Annotated in this window: 17 protein-coding genes, 1 tRNA gene and 1 pseudogene; all 19 read left to right on the forward strand. The window is 41.8% G+C overall.

Annotated features, from left to right (window positions below):
• Positions 1-10: 10 nt before the first annotated feature.
• The 19 genes and pseudogenes from WCW66_02395 to WCW66_02485 all read left to right on the forward strand — a co-directional run bounded on the left by WCW66_02395 (position 11) and on the right by WCW66_02485 (position 22,404).
• A tRNA-Val gene (locus tag WCW66_02395) sits at positions 11-87 on the forward strand.
• A 67-nt stretch (positions 88-154) separates the two neighbouring features.
• Positions 155-802, forward strand: coding sequence for a signal peptidase I (lepB, locus tag WCW66_02400; protein MFA6391585.1), 648 nt, complete (start codon positions 155-157; stop codon positions 800-802).
• Positions 803-814: 12 nt separating this feature from the next.
• Positions 815-2,194 (forward strand): histidine--tRNA ligase, encoded by a 1,380-nt coding sequence (hisS, locus tag WCW66_02405; GenBank protein ID MFA6391586.1) that lies wholly within the window; start codon positions 815-817, stop codon positions 2,192-2,194.
• 2 nt (positions 2,195-2,196) lie between these two features.
• Positions 2,197-2,535, forward strand: coding sequence for a histidine triad nucleotide-binding protein (locus WCW66_02410; protein ID MFA6391587.1), 339 nt, complete (start codon positions 2,197-2,199; stop codon positions 2,533-2,535).
• A gap of 134 nt (positions 2,536-2,669) precedes the next feature.
• Positions 2,670-2,921, forward strand: a complete 252-nt coding sequence (locus tag WCW66_02415; GenBank protein MFA6391588.1) for a 30S ribosomal protein S21 — start codon at positions 2,670-2,672, stop codon at positions 2,919-2,921.
• A 54-nt stretch (positions 2,922-2,975) separates the two neighbouring features.
• The gene (locus WCW66_02420) at positions 2,976-3,419 is read left to right on the forward strand and encodes a GatB/YqeY domain-containing protein (GenBank protein MFA6391589.1); all 444 of its coding nucleotides are present in this window, start codon (positions 2,976-2,978) and stop codon (positions 3,417-3,419) included.
• A 38-nt stretch (positions 3,420-3,457) separates the two neighbouring features.
• Positions 3,458-9,298, forward strand: coding sequence for an Ig-like domain-containing protein (locus WCW66_02425; GenBank protein MFA6391590.1), 5,841 nt, complete (start codon positions 3,458-3,460; stop codon positions 9,296-9,298).
• Between the two features lie 23 nt (positions 9,299-9,321).
• Entirely contained in the window at positions 9,322-10,020 is a 699-nt protein-coding gene (locus tag WCW66_02430; protein ID MFA6391591.1) for a hypothetical protein, read from the forward strand.
• Between the two features lie 7 nt (positions 10,021-10,027).
• Positions 10,028-11,185, forward strand: coding sequence for a hypothetical protein (locus WCW66_02435; protein ID MFA6391592.1), 1,158 nt, complete (start codon positions 10,028-10,030; stop codon positions 11,183-11,185).
• 59 nt (positions 11,186-11,244) lie between these two features.
• Entirely contained in the window at positions 11,245-11,703 is a 459-nt protein-coding gene (gene ybeY, locus WCW66_02440; protein ID MFA6391593.1) for an rRNA maturation RNase YbeY, read from the forward strand.
• 4 nt (positions 11,704-11,707) lie between these two features.
• Positions 11,708-12,073, forward strand: a complete 366-nt coding sequence (locus WCW66_02445; protein MFA6391594.1) for a diacylglycerol kinase — start codon at positions 11,708-11,710, stop codon at positions 12,071-12,073.
• 101 nt (positions 12,074-12,174) lie between these two features.
• Positions 12,175-13,416, forward strand: coding sequence for a cell division protein FtsA (ftsA, locus tag WCW66_02450; GenBank protein MFA6391595.1), 1,242 nt, complete (start codon positions 12,175-12,177; stop codon positions 13,414-13,416).
• Between the two features lie 104 nt (positions 13,417-13,520).
• Positions 13,521-14,705 (forward strand): cell division protein FtsZ, encoded by a 1,185-nt coding sequence (ftsZ, locus tag WCW66_02455; protein MFA6391596.1) that lies wholly within the window; start codon positions 13,521-13,523, stop codon positions 14,703-14,705.
• A 123-nt stretch (positions 14,706-14,828) separates the two neighbouring features.
• Entirely contained in the window at positions 14,829-15,305 is a 477-nt protein-coding gene (locus WCW66_02460; protein MFA6391597.1) for a hypothetical protein, read from the forward strand.
• A complete protein-coding gene (locus WCW66_02465) occupies positions 15,274-16,488 on the forward strand; it encodes a trypsin-like peptidase domain-containing protein (GenBank protein MFA6391598.1) in 1,215 nt (404 codons plus the stop codon). The genes WCW66_02460 and WCW66_02465 overlap by 32 nt, the downstream gene beginning before the upstream one ends.
• A 30-nt stretch (positions 16,489-16,518) precedes the next feature.
• Positions 16,519-17,594, forward strand: a pseudogene (gene prfB / locus WCW66_02470) (peptide chain release factor 2).
• 29 nt (positions 17,595-17,623) lie between these two features.
• Positions 17,624-19,450 (forward strand): glutamine--fructose-6-phosphate transaminase (isomerizing), encoded by a 1,827-nt coding sequence (gene glmS, locus WCW66_02475; GenBank protein ID MFA6391599.1) that lies wholly within the window; start codon positions 17,624-17,626, stop codon positions 19,448-19,450.
• Positions 19,451-19,481: 31 nt separating this feature from the next.
• On the forward strand, positions 19,482-20,819 hold the full coding sequence (locus WCW66_02480) for a glycerophosphodiester phosphodiesterase family protein (GenBank protein MFA6391600.1): 1,338 nt from the start codon (positions 19,482-19,484) through the stop codon (positions 20,817-20,819).
• Positions 20,820-20,934: 115 nt separating this feature from the next.
• Complete coding sequence (locus WCW66_02485) at positions 20,935-22,404, forward strand: ComEC/Rec2 family competence protein (GenBank protein MFA6391601.1); 1,470 nt, start codon at positions 20,935-20,937, stop codon at positions 22,402-22,404.
• The last annotated feature ends 74 nt before the right edge of the window (positions 22,405-22,478 follow it).

Consider the following 22,478-nt stretch of genomic DNA (forward strand, 5'->3'; position numbering starts at 1 on the left):
TGTCCACCGCGCTCGTGTAGCTCAGTTGGTTAGAGCGTTCGATTCACATTCGAAAGGTCTCTGGTTCAAATCCAGACACGAGCACCACTCGACTTATCCTGGTGAACACCGGATAAGACCTAATATAATTTGAGATTCAATATTAAAAAATCAAATGGCAAAAAAAACAGAGCAGAAAGATGAAAAGGAAATTAATGATGCGCTGGATGAGTTAAATGAAAAAAGCATCACACCGGATCCGTTTTGGAAAGCAACGGGACTTTTTGTTTTAGAAGTTGCAAAGATTATTATCATTTCGCTGGCGATAATAATTCCGATCAGATATTATCTGGTCCAACCTTTTTATGTTAAAGGCGCTTCCATGGAACCGACCTTTCATGATTATGAATATCTAATTATCAATGAAATCAGTTATCGTTTTAATGCACCGGACCGGGGAGATATTATCGTATTGAAGGATCCAAGGAACACATCGCAGTTTTTTATCAAAAGAATTATCGGTCTGCCGGGTGAAACAGTACAGGTAAAAAATGGCACAGTGATAATTCAGAATACCGCAAACCCGGAAGGAATCATTTTGGACGAAAGTGTTTATCTGGATGATACAGTTTATACCAGTGGAAATATTGATATTGTGCTAGATGCGGATAAATATTATGTAATGGGCGACAACAGGGGATCCAGTCTTGATTCCAGAATTATCGGACCCATAGGAAAAGAATTCATTGTAGGAAAAGCATGGGTCAGAGCGTGGCCTTTTAATAAATTAACTCATTTTAATTTACCCGATTACAACATTTAACCGAAATTTATAATGCCAAAAAGTAAAGTCACAAAAGCCCCTGTCAAAGATGAGAAAAATGCAGAACCGAAGAAAAGAAGTTCGAAGCATCCCCAACTTTTAAGAGGAATGAAAGATATCTTGCCGGAATCCCAGAAATACTGGAATTATGTCCGGAAATTGGTGGAAGAAGTAGCGGAGGATTATACCTACGAAATGATCGATACACCAATTCTGGAAGAAACTAGCTTGTTTACCCACTCTGTCGGCGAGAATACTGACATAGTGGAAAAAGAAATGTTTTCTTTTGATGACCGAAGCGGTTTGAATGTTTCCATGCGACCGGAAAACACCGCCGGCATCGTCAGGGCATACATCGAACACGGGATGTTGGACAGACCACAGCCGGTAAGACTTTTCTATTGGGGACCATTTTTCCGTTACGACCGCCCGCAAGCGGGCAGATACCGACAGTTTCACCAGTTCGGATTTGAAGCGATCGGGGATAACAATCCGATTATTGACGCGCAAATAATTGTGATGTGCCAAAGTATTTATAAGACAATCGGAATACCGGTCGTAACTCAAATAAACAGCGTCGGCTGTAAAAAGTGCAGAAAAGATTATGAGCAGCTGTTCGCAGATTATTTAACTTCCAGAAAAAAGTTTCTCTGCGAAGACTGCAAAAGGCGTTTGACGAAAAATCCTCTGCGTGTGCTCGATTGCAAAGTGAAAGAATGCAAGGAAATATTAGTTGATGCTCCGCACATTGTTGATCATTTGGATGAAGAGTGTAAAGAGCATTTTGTAAAAGTTCTGGAATATCTGGATGAAGCGGATATTGCTTATCAGCTGAACCCGTTCCTGGTCCGGGGATTGGACTATTATACCAGGACGACTTTTGAAATCTGGCCGGAAAATGATGACGGTTCACAGTCGGCGCTGGGTGGCGGTGGTCGCTACGACGATCTGACAGAAATTCTGGGTGGCAGACCGACACCGGGCTGTGGCTATGCCGGTGGAGTTGAACGTTTGGTACTGGCTATGCGGGAAAAGGAAATTGTGATCCCTCTGCCGGAACCGCCAGATGTTTTTGTCGCTCAACTCGGTGAAAGTGCGAAAAAGCAGGCACTGAAGCTGGTTGAGGACCTGCGGGCAAAAGGAATCCGGGCAGCAAGCAATTTTTCCAAAGAGGGTTTGAAATATCAGTTGTCGGTCGCGGCAAGGCTCCGAGTAAAGTTTTCACTGATTCTGGGACAAAAAGAAATGCTGGATAAAACGATACTCTTAAGAGATATGGAGGGCGGATCACAAGAGGTGGTCGATTATAACAAAGTGTATAACGAACTGAAAAAGCGTTTGGAAAAAGCCAAGGCGATTATCCAAAACACCAATAACCATTTTGAGGAATAAATATGGACTGTGTATTCTGTTCAATTATCAAAAAAGAAGGCTACGCGGACATAGTATTTGAAGATGATGAAATGATCGCATTCAAAGACATCGCCCCTCAGGCCCCGGTGCATATTTTAGTCGTCCCAAAAAAACATGTGGAAAAAATTTCTGACTTGTCAGAAAATGACGCAATAATGCTGGGAAGTCTGATTGACCGGGCGAGGATTTTGGCAAAAAAATATGATATTTCCCAATCCGGCTACCGGCTGGTCTTTAACTGTGGTGACGAGGGTGGCCAGATTATTGATCATATCCACCTGCATTTGATTGGCGGGAAAAAACTGGGGGCAATCGGATAGAAAAATTAAATATCAGATAAAACAACCCTTCTACCTCTAGAAGGGTTGTTTATTATATTTGACGTTATTAAACAAGAGTGTTATATTAAAAAAGAACTAACTATTAAATATACACCTTAAGGGAGGTGAATAATTTGGTTGAAGTAAAAAAGAAAGACAGTGAAACATCCGAAAGCCTGATCAGACGATTTTCTAAGAAAGTCCAGCAGAGTGGCGTTTTAATTAGGGCTAAAAAAAGCCGTTTTCATGAGCCGGAAAAGAACAAAAGGAAAACAAAAGATGACGCTTTAAGGCGCAAAGATATTAAGTCTAAAAAGGAATATCTGAGGAAAATCGGCAAACTGGAAGAGGTTGATCGATCGAAAAAAAGAGGCGGCAGAAGATAAATACACTAAAATTGGTGTTTTAACGTTTGTTATTAGATTAATTTTCGAATATTTATGGGTCTGAAGGAAAAGTTAGAACAAGATGTTGTCACAGCCTTGAAAGCGAAAGAACCGGAAAAAGTCAGTACGCTTAGGATGGTGCTTTCGGCTGTAAAAAATGAATCAATCGCCAAAAGAAAAGAGCTGTCGGAAGAAGAGACGATGATTGTTGTGCAGAGAGAGATAAAAAAAAGAAAAGAGTCCGCAGAAGCGTTTGAAAAGGGGGGTAGAACAGAATTATCTGAAGCAGAATCCGCAGAAGCTAATCTTTTACAGCAATATCTGCCCGAACCACTTTCTGAAACAGAATTGGAGCAGATAATCAAAGAGGCGATCGAATCAACCGGAGCAGAGTCTATGAAGGACATGGGTAAAGTGATCAGTCAGGTAATGGCGAAAGCACAGGGAAAAGCGGAAGGCAAGGTAGTCAGTGAGAAAGTGCGCCAGATTCTTTCGTAAAAAAATAGTAATCAAAAATAAATAACCACCTTTCAACTATGTTGACCAAAGGGAGGAAAAACTCAAAACAAAAAAGTTTTTTTGGACTAGGTATGCTGACTAGCGCTTTACTGGGGGTTTTTGTGACCGGCGCGGTCAGTTTTTTTGTTACACCGATTGCAAATGCAATATCATTTGATTCTACTTTGGGTGCCACTTTTGGTCTGGGTACCAGAGACCTTCTGGAGACGGTAATCAACATTGTCCAATGGGCATTGGGCCTTTTGGGTCTGGTGGCGGTAATTATCATAATGTACGGCGGGTTTGTTTGGATGACTGCCAAAGGCAATCAGGATAAAATTGCCAAGGCAAAAAAGATTATATTTAACGGTTTGATCGGTCTCGCGATTGTCCTATTATCGTGGGCGATTGTATTTTTTGTCATGCGGACGATTGATGACGCGACGAGCGGTGGGTCGGTAATGTGTGGTGCAGCTGTTTGCAGTGAGACTTGTTGTCCCGGCAATATTTGTGCAACCAGTTGCGGTAGCGGATCATTCCCAACAGCTGATCTTGAGATTACAGGATTTGAAGCTTCGCGTGAAACGCAACCATCTGGCCCCGTTACTCAGTGTTCATCAATAAAAGCGGTGTTTAACGTTCCAATTAATCCTGCAACTGTAGAAGCGGCAGAACTGCCGGACAATCTGAGAACTGAAGATATTGCAGTCGGTGGACCATTTGCAAGTACAACGGATGACTTTTTAACTTCGGCAAGAACCGTAACATATTATCATGATAGTCTTTTTAACGCCGGAGATTATGAAGAATGGTACCCGACAACAGGTACTCCAATCCAGGATCTGGATTTTAGAAATATTTCAGTTTGCGACGACTGTACGGACGGACCTGATCCTTGGAAATGGGATTTTACTGTGGGTAATGAAACCGACATCACTCCGCCGGAGATTGATTCTACTTACCCGATCTTTTCCGGGGCGGGGTATCCGGACCGGAATGTGTCTCGGGCACCTATTTTCACACTACATTTCGATGAACCGATTGATGATAATTCCATAATGGATGCAAGTGGGCACCCAAAAAATAATTTTGAACTTTGGGAATGTACGGACGACTCTTGTGGTTCGTTTGTGAGTCAATATAGCAATAACAATCTATTAGTGCAGTCAATTTCCCAAGGAGTAAATATCTACATTGAGAATCCGGCCGTAAATCCATTAAACTCATTTACTTGGTATCAGATCAGGGTCCAGGGTGTTGAAGATTTGTGTACTAACCCGATGGTAGGACAGATAGTTTGGGAGTTTGAAACGAACGATGCCGTTCCGGGAGTAGTGAGCTGGTATCCGACCGGACTGAATGAATGTCCGAGTACGGATATTTACATCACCTTCGGCACTTCCATGTATAACCAAACTTTGCAGATTACGATTGATAATGGCACTGACTTTAGACAATCCCCACCGCTTTCTCCATCAACAATACCATCTCCAGGACCTTACTATGTCCAATTTGGTAATAATTTTTTTGAAGCAGTGGATACTGCTACCCCTAATGATTTCAAAGTATTCAGGCTTAGGCCGGACCCGGATCTTGTTGCGAATTCTGCATACATCGTTAATGTCGCAACAAATATGGTGATAGATATTAATGGTAACTATTTAAGCAAGCAGTGGGGATTTTCCGTTACAGATCCTGCCAGTTGTACCTGTTCACCGTATGTTGCCTATTTCAGTCCCACACAAGGTCCACGTGAGTCGTGTGTAACAATTCAGGGCGCTTGTTTCAAAGGAACGCCCGCAAACCCTGCTGTCCCAACTCATATAATTTTTGATGATAATGTGCGTCCTCAGCAATCCGTTGTACCTGCACTTGGGACATATGATGATAATTATATTACGACAAAAATCCCGGCAGTATATGATAATAATGACCGTCCACAGGTTCAGGTAGAACTTGATTATGATAATCCCAGTTATGGTGTTCTATATTCCGCCGCCTATTATCTTGGCGGGCCGAACTTCTTTGTAAACAGTACGGAAGTATCTGATGGGCCGTGTTTGTGGTCGATTAGTCCGACTTCGGGCTATGTAGGAACGGGAATGAATGCAACCGGCGAAAGATTTGGTGCAACTCAAGGGTCGGGTCATATCGACTATGGCGGGGGAGTATCCGGAGTTGTCGGTGGCTGGTCTGATACCGCGATTTCAACATCAGTGCCGGCGGGTGCCGTGAGTGGGGATGTAACTGTAACTAGTGACGTAGCAGGACCGAGTAACGGGATTAATTTTACAGTTCTGACCGTTCCACCAGGAACACCATATGTTGTGATAAACAATTTTTGTGATCAATATACACTATCATCACCTTCCCCATGGCCTGATTATCAGGAAGTATGCCGTAATGTTAAATTTTCTGCTCGGTTTAGCGAAAACATGAATCCTTCAACGATCAATGGTGCAAATGTTTTTTTTCAACCATGTAATGATGCATCTTGTTTAGTCGTTGGCGCAGCATTAACAGGGGCATTAACCATGCCAACTGGTGATACATTCGAATTTGATCCCTCAGCATTTTTAAATCCTAACACATGGTATCGCGGTACAATTACCACCGGTGTTCGAAGTCTTTCATCAAACACATCTATGGCAACAGATTATGTTTGGAAATTTAGGACCAAATTAGATACTACGGAATGCGGTATTGAAGCTTATAATTTAATCGCAGATACGTATTTTCTTTATACTGTTAATTCCGCTCCAAATGCAATGTTTACTTCTTCTGCGATTGGACCCGCATGTCAGATTTTATCTGGTACTTATGATTGGAATTGGAATGCTAATGTCGGAACTGTACCACCCTATGTAGCCGAAAGAGTCTTATCATCCGGACCTACGGTATCTCATTATCAAGGTCGTAATGAAGGCTCTGGCATGGTAAGAGCGTGGATATCTGGATCATCAATTCCTCCGGTAGAACGTTTACTTACAGTTGATCCTACATTTTGTGAAGATTCAATTCATTGTAATTCATTATGCTCCGGCAGTACTTGCGTGAATAATCACTGCACGCCGATTATCCAAAGTATTGTGCCAAACCCTTCACCAATTGGCACTGGGGTTACTATCAATGGTTGTATGTTTGGCAGTTATACTGGACTTGCAGGAGTTGATTTTTCTGGAAGCCCTGGTCCGTGGGTTCCGACATCATGGCCGGCATGTGGTCCGGCGGGAACAACCTGGACGGACACATCTATCGTCGTGGAAGTGCCGAATGAAGATACTCCGGCAACTTTTGATGATGCGGTAGATGGTCCGATAAGAATAAGAAATAGTTATGGTGAAAGAGATTACACCAATACTCCACCAGGTCCAATTATATCTTTTGATGTCGATGGGCCTTTCCATCCAACCCTTTGCTATTTTAATCCGAGCAGCGGAACTCAGGGGCAATTGAATGCTACTGAAGCGGTGGGAGAAGATTTTGGCACGGATGGCACGATTGATTTTACCAGTAGTGCCGGCAGATCAGATTCTCCGGGATTTACCTCATGGGATGAAACTTCAATACAGGAAATAGATCTTCCGGCCGATGCACTGACCGGAACTGGGATTGTACATTCTACGGTTCCTACAGTAGGCGACAGTAATCCTGTTCCATTTGGTATTACATGCAATGTTAATTCGGACTGTACCAGCGGATGCTGTTTTACCGGAATGTGTTCCGACCTGGCAATGTGCAGTACCGGCGAACCGGGAGCGCTTTGTCAAATCCCTGACAATACTTCTTGTCTTTCGGGCCCGCTGTCTTTTCCGGCCGGATATCGCTGTATCAGTGATACCGGTGATATTTATCCTGAAACTCCACCACCACCAGGACCACAGGGAGCTGACTGCAGATCGTGTTGTATGCCTGGCACTGAATATAATGGTCTGACTTGTTTATCAAACCAGGATGGCTGTACCGGACCTGCAAGAGGGCTTTATTGCGGGTGTGCTACTGATGATCAATGCGGAGCCCCGAATACCATCGGTTGCGGTGATATGGGCGGAACTATGTGCTGTACCGGCAGGCCGGCTGTATTAAACGTGGATCCGTTTGATGGAGAGCCGAATGTATGTACAAACCGGTCAATCGTGGTTGAATTTAACCAGATTATGGATGCATCAACATTTAATTCTTCCACATTTATTGTGGAGGACGCATCCGGTACACCATATACTGGGACGATAGATAGCTACAACGATGGAATCCATACTTTTCTGGTGTTTTATTCGGATACTGAATGGAATCCGAGTGAATCGCATACCATAACCATTAACGGTGAATCAGATATTAATGACGGTGTTCATGATGGTGTTTTAAATCAGTATCAAGTGGGTATGGATGGCATTTTTACATCAACTTTTGATACCGATGCAGACAGGTGTTTATTGGATCACGTCGAAATAAGTATTCAATACGGTGCTCCATATCCAGCTCAACCAGTTGCTTTTCATGACATGTATACATGTATTCAAAGCAATTGTACCGGTGATGTAGATCCTGTTGCTGGCAACCAGCATAGATATTTGGCTTGGGCAAAAAATGAATTTAACGCTAATATTTCTGGCGGTACTTGGAACTGGAATAATTCGGTAACCAACGGTGTACTAAATATTTCTTTACCAAATTCTCCTTCAACATTAATAGGCACGGATCAAGGTCTGGATGGAACCGCGATGATTCGTGCGGATGTTACTATGCCGTCTGGGGGAGGGTCAGGATTTGCGGTGGTACAGGCCACGGTACAGGCGTGCCAGGATCCATGGCCGACTATACCACCATTCTTCTTCAGTGATCCTGCACCGTCCACAAATTTCACGGATTTCTATTGTCGTGAGGGCGGTTTACCTGGTACTGCTGATCCTATGATTATTTCCCGTTCACCTGTCGATCCTCTGAAGGATGAACTGCTTAAAGAAATGTTTTTCTCAATATGTAAAGACGACGATGCTACATGTATTAGTAGTAATACTTCCGGAGATGTGATTGGAATTCGTGTTATGGAAAACGGCAGTTTTCTTTCGCCAACCGCCTGGTTCAACCAAATTTTCCCGGAGGATACCGGATCGTGCGTACCAATCGGCACGGTTGATGGATATCAGGCTTGTCGGGCGGGCAGAACTATTTATGTCGCGGCATCCAATCATGACGGCACGACACTGTGGCCGAATATCTACCTTATTTCCTATAACGAAGGGGCAAGCGGTCAGACAATCAATATCTATAATCAATTAGTTCAGAATTGGTATTTCAACTCCGGACCGAGTTTAATGAATTCTCCTTGCGCCGGAGGAACAAATAAAGATTGTATTGTTCGTGATACGAAGCGTGTTACCGATATCGGTGAAATTGGCTATCTCCTCTTAAACTATGGGTATCATAACAGTGGTTTTCCGGAGCTTTCCGCCGGGACATTCTTGTCGGGATTTACTTCCAGTAAATGGCCGTCTTGGATGGCTGAATTCGGTAATGCTATTGGCATGAATCCGCCTCTGGATCCGATCAATGAATTTTCCGGAACACCGGCCTGTAGCGTTCCGCCCTACGATCCATCCGGCACCTGCTGGAATGATGCTGAGCATACATTCAATTGTCCCAACACTTCCAAAACCTACGCATACCAGTATGATAGTTCAAACCCAAAATTGTTTACCAGACTGGAGTATTCAGGCTTGGGAGCGTATAACAGCGGTATAAGGTCGGATAGACTTTATAGCGGGAATCCTTGTGCCGGCTACGCTGGATCTAATTGTTCTGCTTGTTTCAACTATTCTGCTGAAGCTGCGGACGGTACTAACGGATTTTGGATTAACAATTGGCAACAACCAAATTAGTAATTTATCATTAGGAATATAATATGCCAGAACCAACAACACCCCTATCAAACTTTCCAATGGGCGATCCAGCCGAAGATATTTTTGAAGAAACGGATGTCACGACGGAAACTCCTTCTACATTTCCGTCGTCAGCGCCTGTGGGTGATGGAGCAATGCCTCCTGCTGCCCCGCGTCCGACTGCTAATCCGACGATGGTTCCTCCGCCAAATCCGCTGGCAGAAGTGCCGGGAGCGGAAGTACCTAAGCCAAAAGGAGGGAAGAAAATGCTGTTTCTTTTTGTACTGCTGCTTCTGGTTGTTTTTGGCGCTGGCGCTGCATATTATTTTTTGGTGCTCAATAAAGATAACGCAAATACCAACGTCAACAACAATACAAATGTTCCGGCAGCTAATTTAAATTCAAATATTAATTCAAACACCAACCAAGTTGCAAATGTTAATGCTCAAAATACCAACACTGTTCAGGCCGATGACACGGATGCTGACGGATTATTGGATTCAGAGGAAAAAGATTTGGGTACCAGTATTCAAAGGCCGGACAGTGATTCTGATGAACTTTTTGATTTTGATGAAGTGAAAGTATATAAAACGGATCCGCTTAATCCGGATACCGACAGCGATACATATTTGGATGGGAAAGAAGTAAAAGGCGGTTATGATCCGAACGGACCGGGCAAGCTTTTAGACATTGAAAACGAAATAAAAAACATAAATCAATAAAACAGATATGAACACGGATAATAACCTAGGCCCTCAAGCGGGTGGTTCGGAAGAAAATATTTCACAAAATATAAAAGAGAAGAAAGCAGTCGGCGAGATTCACACTATTCCGGCCAGGTTTCATAGTGGAATTTCTAAAACCGGCGGAAAGAAAAAGAAGAATCTTCCATCGATTATTATTGGTGTTGTCGCATTAATACTGGTGCTTGGCGTGGTTGCCGCATTCATGTTCCAGAAAATAATGGGTGATAAGAACACGAATACATTAGTGGAAAACCAGAATCAGGTTGTTGTGGATGCAAATATAAGTAATCAGAACGCTAGCGGAAATATTAACGAAAATGAGAATACAAATAGTCTTCTGAATGTGAATTCCAATCTGAATGAAAATTCAAACCTGAATAGAAACACCAACTTAAATACCAATGTCGGTATTACGTTGAATACAAATTCTACGATTATAAACAGCAGGGATACGGATCGTGATTCACTGACCGACGCGGAGGAAGAATCATTTGGGACAGAACCGAATAAACCGGATACAGACAGCGACGGCTATTCGGATGGTATTGAGGTGGCCGGCGGCTATAACCCGGCCGGAATCGGAAAGATTCAGAATATGGCAACGATAGGCCGGTTTGCCAATCAGGATTACAGTTACACAATTCTGTATCCTTTAGACTGGATTGCGCAGTCTATTGATAGGTCATCAAATAAAGAGGTATTATTCACTTCAAGCTTAGCTGAATTTGTTGAGGTATTAGTGACAAATAATCTCTCTTCGCTTTCCGCAAAAGAATGGTATATGTCCCAGTATCCGGAACTGAATAGCGAAACGATCGCGACATTTACTGCTTGGGACGGCAGGGAGGGTGTTGTCGGAGCGGATACAAAAACAGTTTATCTGGCATCAGATGATTTTATTTATATCATTACGTATAACTTCGGGACTAGAGCAGAAGCCAGTTTCCGGAAAACGTTTGAAATGATGTATAAGAGTTTTGTAATAGCACCGGTAACAGTTACAAATAGCAACACCAATCAAAACAGCAATGGTAATTCTAATTCCAATTCAAACTCAAATTTGAATCTAAATACAAATACAAACACAAATTCAAATACCAACTCCAATCTAAACGCAAATACGAATATAAGCGGTAACTAACAGTATTTGCAGTCTAAATTGATCTAGAAGCAGTGTTGATGTAAGTTAATTAAATATCTATGCAGGTAGAACTATATAAGCAAGTCAGTTGTCCGGTTCAAAAGGTCAGGTTAATTAAAATTTTAAGAACTGCCCTGCGAGCGGTAAGAAAGAAGGACTCAGTCAGTATTTCCGTCGCGGTTGTTAATGAAAAAACCGGCAAAGCTTTGAACAAAGCTTGGCGGGGAGTAAATAGCGTTCCAAGCGTATTATCATTTGAAGAAAAAGAGATAAAATCAAAGAAAAGTTCTTTCATATCACCAAAGCAAAAAGATAAATTCATCGGGGAAATAATAATTACGGATGCACTCGTAAAAAAGCGTGCCAAAGAAAACGACAGAACATACAAAGAGGAATTTGAATTTTTATTTATCCATGGCATTCTTCATCTAATGGGTTTTACGCACGAGTCAGAGGGGAGGGCGGATAAAATGGAAAAACTGGAGGGGAGGATCGCTAGCTTATTGAGCAATATATAAATTCATGCCATTAGTAAATCTAAAAACACTGCTGAAGAGTTTCCGTTATGCGATAAAAGGGATAAAGTATGTATTCCAGAATGAACAGAATTTTCGTGTTCAGATTATCGTGGCTGCTGTAATATTTGTATTAATGCTTGTATTTCCCCTGCAGCATTGGGAGCGCATCCTGCTTTCATTGGTTATTTTTATGGTATTAATCCTGGAGCTGATTAATACCGCGTTTGAAAAGATTGTCGATATATTGAAGCCCAGGGTCCATTTCTATGTGGAAATTGTCAAAGATATTATGGCTGCGGTTGTACTGATTGCGTCAATTGGCGCGATAATGATCGGAATTTATATATTCGTCCCGTACATTTTCGAGTAATTTGCAGAAATATCCAATACTCGGTATAATAAAAATCAAAGAGAGCGTGTATTTCATACTGAATACAAAAATTGCTCACATAACAAATAGATAAAAATCAAATGGCACAAGAAGAAATAATAACAGGACTAGATGTAGGATCCAACATGGTACGTGTGGTTGTTGGGCAAAAACATGAAAAAGACAGCAAAGTCCATATTCTGGGTATTGCTGAAGCACCATCCGAAGGAATCAGTAAGGGTGTTATTAATAGTATAGAGGATGCTGTCTCCAGTATTTCATCCTGTTTAGAGCAGGCGGAAAGAATGACCGGTATCCCGATCGAACATTCTTATGTAGCAATCAGCGGTTCACACATTATTTCTCAGGACAGCCACGGCATAGTCGCTGTGGCAAAAGCCGACGGCGAAATAAGAGAAGAAGACGTGGAAAGAGCGATTGAAGCAGCACAAACGGTAGCTACTCCGCCGAACTACGAAATTTTACATGTCATACCGAGGAGTTTTACAGTAGACAATCAAAAAGGGATTAAGGATCCGACCGGAATGACCGGAATCCGTTTAGAAGTTGATGCGGAAATAATTCTCGGTCAGTCATCTCAAATAAAAAATCTCACAAAATGTATTTACCGGACCAGCGTTGATATAGACGATTTGGTTTTGGGAGTTTTAGCTTCTGCCGAATCAATCCTGACAAAAAGGCAGAAGGACTTGGGTGTCGCGGTATTAAATATCGGCGGCGCGACGACCAGTTTGCTGGTAATGGAAGAGGGTGATGTCATACATACGGCTGTTTTGCCGATCGGCTCCGGACATATTACAAATGACATTGCGATAGGACTTAGAACTTCGATTGATGTTGCGGAAAAAGTTAAAATTGAATACGGATCCTCTCTACCCAATGAAATAAACAAACGGGAAGAGATTGATTTGAGCGAATTCTCACCGCAGGAAAGTGAAAGGGTTTCACAAAAACACGTTGCTGAAATAATCGAAGCGAGACTGGAAGAGATATTTGATATGGTTGAAAAAGAACTGAAAAATATCGGCAGAAGCGGATTGCTTCCGGCGGGGATTGTTTTGACCGGTGGCGGTGCAAAACTGCCCGGGATTGTAGAAACAGCGAAAGCCACGTTTAAACTGCCATGCCATGTTGGTTATCCGCTGGAAGTTGTCACGGCAATCGATAAAATAAATGATCCGACATTCACTACGGCGATCGGCCTGGTTTTATGGGGGTCTGAATTAACAACAAAATCGACCCGCGCTTTTAAAGGCGGCTTCTCTTCGGTAAAAGACGTAACTGGAAAAATGAATAAGTGGTTCAAATCACTGATGCCTTAGGAAAAATTGTAGTGTTCAAATTATGTGTTCACGTGTGTATAAAAGGCTTGCATTTTTCTTTGCAACCTTTTATTATTAAGAAGTAAAAATTACATAATTATTTTATGAAAAAAGGTATGGAAATCAAGCCTGATATCGAAACTTTTGCCAAGATAAAAGTGCTGGGTGTTGGTGGAAGCGGCGGTTCCGCGATCAACAGAATGATAACCTCAAAGATAAAGGGTATTGATTTCGTTGCGATAAATACTGACGCGCAGGCCCTGCATCATTCACAGGCCTCGCAAAAGATTCATATCGGCAAGGGCACAACTCGGGGCTTGGGTGCTGGCATGGATCCGGAACTGGGACAGAAAGCCGCGGAAGAAAACCGCGAAGAACTGAAAGAAACTCTGAAAGGCGCTGATATGGTATTCATAACCTGCGGTTTGGGCGGAGGTACCGGTACCGGTGCTGCTCCGGTGATTGCTGATATTGCCAAAGAGCTCGGTGCTCTGACTGTAGCTGTGGTAACAAAGCCATTTGATTTTGAAGGCGCACAACGCAAATCAATTGCTGATTCTGGTTTTAGAGATTTAAGTGACAGGGTTGATGCCATCATAACAATTCCCAATGACAGGATTCTTCAGATAGTTGATAAAAAGACATCTCTCTTGGATGCGTTCGGGATTGTGGATGATGTTTTAAGACAGGGTGTTCAGGGAATCTCAGATTTGATTACCGTACCCGGTTTGATCAATGTGGACTTTGCTGACGTAAAAGCGATCATGGAGAACACCGGTTCCGCATTAATGGGAATCGGCAGTGCCAGTGGTGAAAACAGAGCCGTGGAAGCCGCGAAGGCAGCTATTGATAGTCCGCTACTTGAACTCGATATTGAAGGTGCCAAAGGCGTCTTGTTTACAATTACCGGCAGTGCAAACTTAGGTATGTATGAGGTTAATGAAGCAGCGAAGATTATTACAGAGTCCGCCGATCCAAATGCAAAAGTTATCTTTGGTTCTGTTGTCGATGAAACGCTTGATGATGAAGTGAAGGTTACCGTGATTGCTACCGGTTTTGGTGAAGGTTCGAAGCCGAAGGCATTCAAACACAAAACATCCAATACACAGGAAATCAACTATTTTGGCAGAACTGAAGATTCGGTCTCACAAGCTCCCGCACCAGCAGCGCCTGTGGTATCTCCTTCGTCCATGAGAGGCGATTTAAACGACGATAAAAAATCTAAACAGATCAAAAAGGAAGAAGAGGATCTGGAAATTCCTGCGTTTATCCGCAAGAAGATGATGTAATATTTATAGTGTAATTTGCGTACTATATAACAGAGGCTAAAAATGCCTCTGTTATGCTATTTGATTATTCGTAGAATCAACGTATAATAAAGAAAAGAATGCAGTTATCATTAATTGGTTTTTATGATAAATGAAGAAAAAAAACGTTTTTTTAGATTATTCCTTAGCCTGTTTTTGACAATATTTTTGACATATCAAATTTTAGGAATTGTTGATAACCAATTTGATATGGTTAATCGCTATAGTGGTTTGTTGTATACATTTACTTCAATATGTATATTGGTTATTTCTTTTTTGTTTTTATATATTTTATTTTCATTTGTTTTAAGAATAGAAGGTTCAAAAAAAGAACTATTCAGTAAAAAGACAATTAATACTTCAAATGCGGCCATCACATTATTGTTTATAGTTCTAACTGGCTTAATATTTATGGTATTGATTATCGGATCTAATTTATTTTTGAGTGGAGAAGCAGCAATATTTATAATGTTCTTTTTAATAATTCCATTTATAGCTATATCTTTATTAGCAGCAGGATTTATAATAAAATTAATATTTGGTAAAAAAAATGAACAAGGAAAGATCACAAAACAACAATAGAAACACAATAATTATTGCCGTAGTATTAAGTTTTTTTGTCGGCGGTTCTTCTGGAATATTGTTTGGGATGCTGGGTGGCAGTATTGTAAGAAATAACGACTCGCTTTCAAATTTAACCGGATCACTAGAAGCAAAAAAATATGTAATTGAAGAAAGTTCCTCAACGGTAGATGTTGTGGAAAAAGTCAGCCCGGCGGTAGTAAGCATTATTGCCACGCAGGATTTAAGCGATTATTACAATCAGACCGGTCCGAATGTTTATCCTTTCGATAATTTTTTTCAATTTGATTTGCCGAATGATCTCCCGAGCGGAAAGCAGGAGGTAAGTAGCGGTACGGGATTTATTATTTCAGCGGACGGAATGATCGTTACCAATAAACATGTGGTGTCAATCGAAAATGCCGAATACTCCGTACTGACCAACGACGGAAAAAGTTATGCTGCAACAGTCGTATCAATTGATCCGCTGAACGATATCGCCATCTTGGATATTGAAGCAGCCGGTTTAACAGCGGCTGAGCTGGGTGATTCTGATGTGCTTCAAATCGGGCAGACAGTTATCGCTATCGGAAATTCGCTCGGAGAATATAGCAACACAGTAACCCGCGGTGTAATCAGCGGAATTGACCGTACGATAACCGCCAGCGGACAGAGCGGGACGGAGACATTGGAAGGTGTGATTCAAACAGATGCATCAATTAATCCCGGTAACTCCGGCGGTCCGCTTTTAAACCTTGAAGGTCAGGTGATCGGCATGAATACCGCTATCGACAGCCAGGGAGAATCGATCGGATTTGCCATACCGGTTAATGAAACAAAAACCGTCGTTGCCAGTGTGCAAAAATATGGAAAAATCGTCAGGCCGGTTCTGGGTATCCGTTATATTCCCGTGACACCGGCAATCGCTGAAAAAAACAGTCTGCCAGTTGAGGCAGGTGCTCTGATCACTAAGGGAAGAACTGATGAAGATCTGGCAATAATTGCCGGCAGTCCCGCAGAAAAGGCCGGTTTAAAGGAGAACGATATTATCCTCTCCATTAACGGCGAGCTTATCGACGGAAATAACAGTCTGGCAAGGATTATCAGAAAATTCCTGCCCGGTGAATCAGTCGTATTAAAAGTAATGCGCGATAATAATGAAATAACAATTGATGCGGTCTTAGAAGAATATTCAAAGGAATAATATGCGAGAGTTGATCGAACAAATAAAAGAATTAAGGAAAAAAATTTCCGGCATCTGGGGGTTTCTTTGACCTTGAGCAATTAAAAACAGAAATCAAAATACTGGAATTGGAGATGAACCAGTCTGATTTTTGGAACAATCCAGATAATGCCAGAGATGTCAGCCAAAAAGCTGATGAGCTTCAAAAAGAGGTTCAAAGATGGGAGACACTTAAGCGGGAGACCGATGATATTTTGGAAATAGCTAAAATCGATGAAGCGGACCAGGATGTGAATCTGCGGGAAGAAGTAGAAAAGAAATACAAGACACTGCTTGAGCAATATGAAGATTACGAATTCTTTACTTTGATGAGTGGAGAGTATGACCGCAAGGACGTGATTTTGACGTTCCATGCCGGATCAGGCGGAAATGATGCGCAAGACTGGTCAGAGATGCTCCTTCGGATGTATCTGCGTTTTGCTGAGCGGAAAGGGTATTCTGCAAAAATCATCCAGGAAAGCAAAGGTCAGGAAGCCGGATTGAAAAGCGCCACAGTTATAATCAAAGGTTTATGGGCTTACGGGTATTTAAAGTCGGAAGCGGGTGTTCATCGTTTAGTCCGGATTTCCCCCTTTGATGCGGAAAAAATGCGTCATACGTCTTTTGCGCTGGTAGAAGTAATTCCTGATCTGGGCGACGTCAGCGAGATTGAAATCAAAGATGAGGAATTAAGAATAGATACATACCGTTCATCGGGAAACGGCGGACAAAGCGTCAATACTACCGACTCCGCTGTACGTATCACCCATTTACCTACCGGTTTGGCAGTTGCCTGTCAAAATGAACGTTCACAGATGCAGAACAGGGAATTTGCATTAAAAATACTTAAAAATAAACTTTTCCAGTTAAGGCTGAAGGAGCGGAAAGCAGAGTCAGATAAATTGAAAGGAGAAACATTATCCGCGGAATGGGGAAATCAGATCAGGTCATATGTACTGCATCCTTATAAAATGGTAAAAGATCATAGAACAAAATATGAAACGGTAGAACCGGAGCGAGTATTAAACGGAGAGTTGGAGGGGTTTGTCGAAGCATATCTACGGATGGAATCGGGTAATAAAAATTAGCAATTTACTAAATAACCAAGGAAAAATATATGTGCGGAATTGTGGGTTATATAGGGAATAAGCCAGCCAGATCAATTTTAATGGACGGTTTAAAAAAGCTCGAATACCGAGGCTATGATTCAGCCGGAATTGCCATATTTGAAGATGGAAAAATCCAGCTGGAAAAGAAAAAGGGGAAAGTTGCCGTTCTGGAAAACGCATTAAACGATAAGGTATGGAACGGCACAGTCGGCATATCACATACGCGCTGGGCGACGCACGGCAAGCCGTCATCAGTTAATGCGCATCCGCACACGGACTGCAAGGAAAAAATTGCCATTGTGCATAATGGAATCATCGAAAACTATCTGCAATTAAAAAAGTGGTTATCCGAAAAAGGACATACATTTATTACCGAAACCGATTCGGAAGTCTTAGCGCATCTGATTGAAGAGGAATATAAAGGTGATTTGAGTGAAGCGGTCAGGACTTCGCTCACCAAAATAGAAGGGACATATGGAATCGTAGTTATGCATTCTGACCATCCGAATCTTATTATCACTGCGCGCAAGGGCAGTCCGGTGGTGATTGGCTTGGGTAACGGTGAAAATTTTGTTGCTTCAGATGTTGCACCTTTGATCAACCATACCAAAAATGTGGTGTATCTTGAAGATGAAGAAATAGCGGAAATATCTCCTGATAAATATCGGATTTTTACAATCGGCAAAGAAGAGCGGGATCATGAAGTCAGTAAAATTGATTGGGGGATCGAAGAAGCTGAGAAACAAGGATATGATCATTTTATGCAAAAAGAGATTTTTGAAGAGTCAGACGCAGTCCGTAATGCGATGCGCGGCAGGGTGATACCTGAGGAAGGCATTGCTCATCTCGGCGGTTTGAACATGACCGATGATGAAATGCGGAGTGTGAGGAGGATTGTAATTATTGCCTGCGGGACCGCGCATTATGCCGGCAGAGTCGGGGAATATATGATAGAGCGTTATGCCAATATACCTCTGGAAGTGGAGTATGCTTCTGAGTTCCGTTATCGCGATCCGGTTATTGATGAAGGGACTATTGTTTTTGCGATCAGTCAGTCGGGTGAAACTGCTGATACACTGGCAGCCATGCAAGAAGCAAAAAGAAAAGGTGCAAAGACACTTGGTATCGTGAATACGGTTGGTTCAACAATCGCCAGGGAATCGGACGGAGGTACTTATATCCATGCCGGTCCGGAGATCGGCGTAGCATCCACCAAGGCTTTTTCCGGACAGTTAACGGCACTGGCTATTCTGGCGCTACAATTCGGGCGTCTGCGCGATATGTCAATTTCAACCGGACAACAATTAGTCAAAGAGTTGACAAATATTCCTGGAAAAATAGAAAACATCCTTGCTCAGAACGACTATATAAAAACGCTTGCTGAAAAATACGCAAAATATAAAGACTTCTTTTTTCTGGGCAGGGGAATTAATTATCCCATTGCATTGGAGGGCGCTCTGAAATTGAAGGAGATTTCTTATGTTCATGCTGAAGCATATCCGATGGCTGAGTTGAAACATGGTCCGATCGCATTAATTGATGAAAATTTCCCTTGCGTGGTAGTCGTGCCGAAAGATGATTATTACGAAAAAAACATTAGCAACATCCAGGAGATTAAAGCGCGCGGTGGAAAGATTATAGCCATCGCGACGGAGGGTGATAATGAAATAGCCAAATTGGTAGATGAAGTTATTTATATACCACCAACGATGGATTTGCTCCTGCCGCTATTAACTGTTGTCCCCCTGCATCTTTTTGCCTACCACATGGCGGTGGCGTTGGGGAGAGACGTCGACAAACCAAGGAATCTCGCAAAATCCGTAACTGTTGAGTAATATTTGTTTATCATAAACTGACCAATATCTTATGAATAAAGAATACCCAATTCGTCCCGATAATCTAGCCAGAAATGTTTCTGAAGATGATGATGGATATGAATTTTCTGATGCGCAGGATGGAGAATTAAGTTTAGTTGATGATGAAACTAATGCATTTTCTCCGTCTGATCAACCAAAAACAATTGAAAAGGCGCCAATATGGGAATTGGTAGGCCGTTATGAGGATGTAGGGAAATTGCATGATTTGGCGATTGCAGTCGCATTGGAAGTTGCGGAAGATCCGGATAATACAGAAAAAAGAGAACACCTTGAAGCATTAAATGTACAACTGGTTAAGATGATCGCTGAAATCAGAAGGAATCTGGATTTCCAGGAAGAGCATGACATGGTTCAGCATAAGTGGACTTTAGGTTTGGAAAGTTTTGGTGAAGCGCTTGATTCCGGGGTGAGGACAATAGAAATGGATATCCGTTCCACCAAAGACGGTCATCCGGTGGTATCACATGCCTTAAAATTGAAAGAAAATATTTTCCAAGGGAAGAAGGTAAGCGAAATGACGCTTGATGAAATTAAAGAAAAATTTCCGGATACATCGAGCATGGATGAAATTTTTGCATTTTTCCAAAAGTACCGCGAAGATCATGAATTAGTACTCGAGTTAAAAGACATAAGCAGTGTGGATGGGATTGTTGAATTGATAAAAAAGTATGATTTAGCGGATGCAGTAAGAATCGCATCACTGTCACCGGCAATTATTGAAGCAGCATACGAAAAATGCCCCGAGATTAAAGGTTTTCTATTGAATGGTGGGATAACGCCGTTCCTAACTGTCCCAATCGAAGATGGAGCTGATGGGGATATAGAAAGTAGATTAGAAAAATTTTTATTAAAAGGCACGGATGGTTGGAGGGCGGGCAAGATGGGTTCGGTAGAAATAGTCTTTTCCGGTGGGACCTACCCAAGCCCCAAGGAAGCAAAATTAAGAGGTGAGGGGGTGCATGCGCAAACAGGTTATGCCTTTTTCCGTATTCCGGAAGAAATGAAAGAAATTTTAGGAGGGGATAGAAGTTCAATTTCACTATCAGCAGTTTTAATCGCCAGCAATATAATTTCACTTTTTTCTAAAAAAACCGGTGAGGAAATGATGCGCTCATACGCGGCTTTGGCGGAGCAGGCCGGTTTAAAAACTATGGCAACGACTTGGATGGAAAAGGCCGGCAAAGTTATCAAACCTCTGCGGCCGGAGGAGCAGTTTAAGCTTCTAAAAAAATTAGGAGTTAATACAATCTATACTTTAAATCCGGCTGAACTGGCTAGGAAAGCTAGAAGTGGTACCGATAGTAAAAATGATTCTTCTGCAAGGTAATCTGATTGACATCATGTACTGAATAAGTATAATAGAACCATGGGAGTCCTCTTGGCAGGGTCAGGGCATTTACTCTGTAAATGCAGCTGGCACCGCCTGAACGGGGACTTTTTTGATGGGAAAATCAAGAATATTTCTATACTTTCTGGTCAGCTTTATCTGCGGAATTGGCATCGCATCATTTGGAGCAGATATCGATCCTTTTTTTACTTATGTTTTATTTTTTGGTTTGACTGTTGTTTTAGTATTCATTTGGCAAAAAAAGTTATGGCGGTTATTACTGCTTTGTTTGCTTGGAATTATAATTGGAATTTGGCGTTTTAATTTATCAAAGCCAAATATCAGTGAACAGCACATTGCTTTTTATAACGGATCGGAAAAGGAATTCAGGGGAATAATCATTGAAGAACCCGATGTCCGCAAAGAACAGGTAAAGCTGACAGTCAGACCCGAATCGCATGCCGGCAAGGTGTTGCTTAATACGCAACTGTTTCCGGAATATCAATACGGAGATCGCTTAGAAATAAAATGCAATTTGGAAGCACCGGAAAAAATAGAGGATTTTGCCTATGACAAATATTTATCCCGTTTTGGTGTTTATTCAATTTGTTATCGTCCGAAAATAAAAGTTATATCCCAAAATAACGGATCGAGAGTTCTGTCCCATATGTTCGGGATAAAAAATAAATTTATCCAAAATATCAACCGGCAGTTGCCGGAACCACAGTCATCATTTCTCGGCGGATTGCTACTGGGTGCGAAGCGGGGAATTCCCGATGATCTGATGGAGAATTTTAACCGGACCGGCACAACGCATATCGTGGCGATCTCCGGTTACAATATCACAATCATCGCAGTCCTCTTGCTTTCTGCGTGCAAAAATTTGAGTATACCGCGCAAAAGAGCGTTCTGGTTGATTGTTACCGCATTGTTGTTTTTTATGCTGATTACCGGCGCGCAGTCTTCAGTCGTGCGGGCGGTTGTAATGGGAATCGTTATGCTGATTGCCAAACAGCTGGGACGCCTTTCGCGAATTACTAATACCTTGGTACTAACCGCTGTGATTATGCTGGTTATTAATCCGAAGGTGCTGATATTTGATGCGGGATTTCAGCTTTCATTTTTGGCAACAATGGGATTAATCTATTTATCGCCGATGCTGGAAAAAATATTTACCCGCCTGCCGAACATTTTCCAAATCAGGGAGTCATTTATTGCAACAACGTCAGCCACAATATTTACATTACCCCTGATACTTTTTCAATTTGGCAGATTGTCTGTTGTAGCGATCTTGGTTAACATATTGATTCTGCCGATAATCCCGTTTGCTATGGGTGTCGGTTTTTTAACCGGATTATTATCATTTATTTTTCCTCCGCTAGCAACCGTGTTTTCGTGGATAGTCTGGCTGATGCTTGCCTATATTATTAAGGTTGTGGAATTATTTTCTGATCTACAATTTGCTTCCATCAATATTTCTGAATTTTCCCTGGCAATGCTGATCGCCGGTTATTTATTAATTGCTGTTTTGATGATCATTGTTGCAAGAAGACAAAAGCGATTTGATGAACTTCAAATGACATAAAAATTAATTGACTTTTTAAGTAAATATTATATGCTTGATGTAGAAAAATGCGACTTTTTAAGTAATTTTGTTGT

The organism is Patescibacteria group bacterium, assembly GCA_041664365.1.
In the GTDB taxonomy this organism is placed as follows: domain Bacteria; phylum Patescibacteriota; class Patescibacteriia; order UM-FILTER-42-10; family UM-FILTER-42-10; genus JAHJEX01.

What these genes read in the sequence shown, in the direction of transcription:
- WCW66_02420 (MFA6391589.1), top strand. Translation starts at nt 2,976, where the DNA reads ATGGGTCTGAAGGAAAAGTTAGAACAAGATGTTGTCACAGCCTTGAAA.
- ftsZ (MFA6391596.1), top strand. Translation starts at nt 13,521, where the DNA reads ATGAAAAAAGGTATGGAAATCAAGCCTGATATCGAAACTTTTGCCAAG.
- ftsA (MFA6391595.1), top strand. Translation starts at nt 12,175, where the DNA reads ATGGCACAAGAAGAAATAATAACAGGACTAGATGTAGGATCCAACATG.
- ybeY (MFA6391593.1), top strand. Translation starts at nt 11,245, where the DNA reads ATGCAGGTAGAACTATATAAGCAAGTCAGTTGTCCGGTTCAAAAGGTC.
- WCW66_02430 (MFA6391591.1), top strand. Translation starts at nt 9,322, where the DNA reads ATGCCAGAACCAACAACACCCCTATCAAACTTTCCAATGGGCGATCCA.
- glmS (MFA6391599.1), top strand. Translation starts at nt 17,624, where the DNA reads ATGTGCGGAATTGTGGGTTATATAGGGAATAAGCCAGCCAGATCAATT.
- lepB (MFA6391585.1), top strand. Translation starts at nt 155, where the DNA reads ATGGCAAAAAAAACAGAGCAGAAAGATGAAAAGGAAATTAATGATGCG.
- WCW66_02485 (MFA6391601.1), top strand. Translation starts at nt 20,935, where the DNA reads ATGGGAAAATCAAGAATATTTCTATACTTTCTGGTCAGCTTTATCTGC.
- WCW66_02445 (MFA6391594.1), top strand. Translation starts at nt 11,708, where the DNA reads ATGCCATTAGTAAATCTAAAAACACTGCTGAAGAGTTTCCGTTATGCG.
- hisS (MFA6391586.1), top strand. Translation starts at nt 815, where the DNA reads ATGCCAAAAAGTAAAGTCACAAAAGCCCCTGTCAAAGATGAGAAAAAT.
- WCW66_02465 (MFA6391598.1), top strand. Translation starts at nt 15,274, where the DNA reads ATGAACAAGGAAAGATCACAAAACAACAATAGAAACACAATAATTATT.
- WCW66_02480 (MFA6391600.1), top strand. Translation starts at nt 19,482, where the DNA reads ATGAATAAAGAATACCCAATTCGTCCCGATAATCTAGCCAGAAATGTT.
- WCW66_02410 (MFA6391587.1), top strand. Translation starts at nt 2,197, where the DNA reads ATGGACTGTGTATTCTGTTCAATTATCAAAAAAGAAGGCTACGCGGAC.
- WCW66_02425 (MFA6391590.1), top strand. Translation starts at nt 3,458, where the DNA reads ATGTTGACCAAAGGGAGGAAAAACTCAAAACAAAAAAGTTTTTTTGGA.
- WCW66_02435 (MFA6391592.1), top strand. Translation starts at nt 10,028, where the DNA reads ATGAACACGGATAATAACCTAGGCCCTCAAGCGGGTGGTTCGGAAGAA.
- WCW66_02460 (MFA6391597.1), top strand. Translation starts at nt 14,829, where the DNA reads ATGATAAATGAAGAAAAAAAACGTTTTTTTAGATTATTCCTTAGCCTG.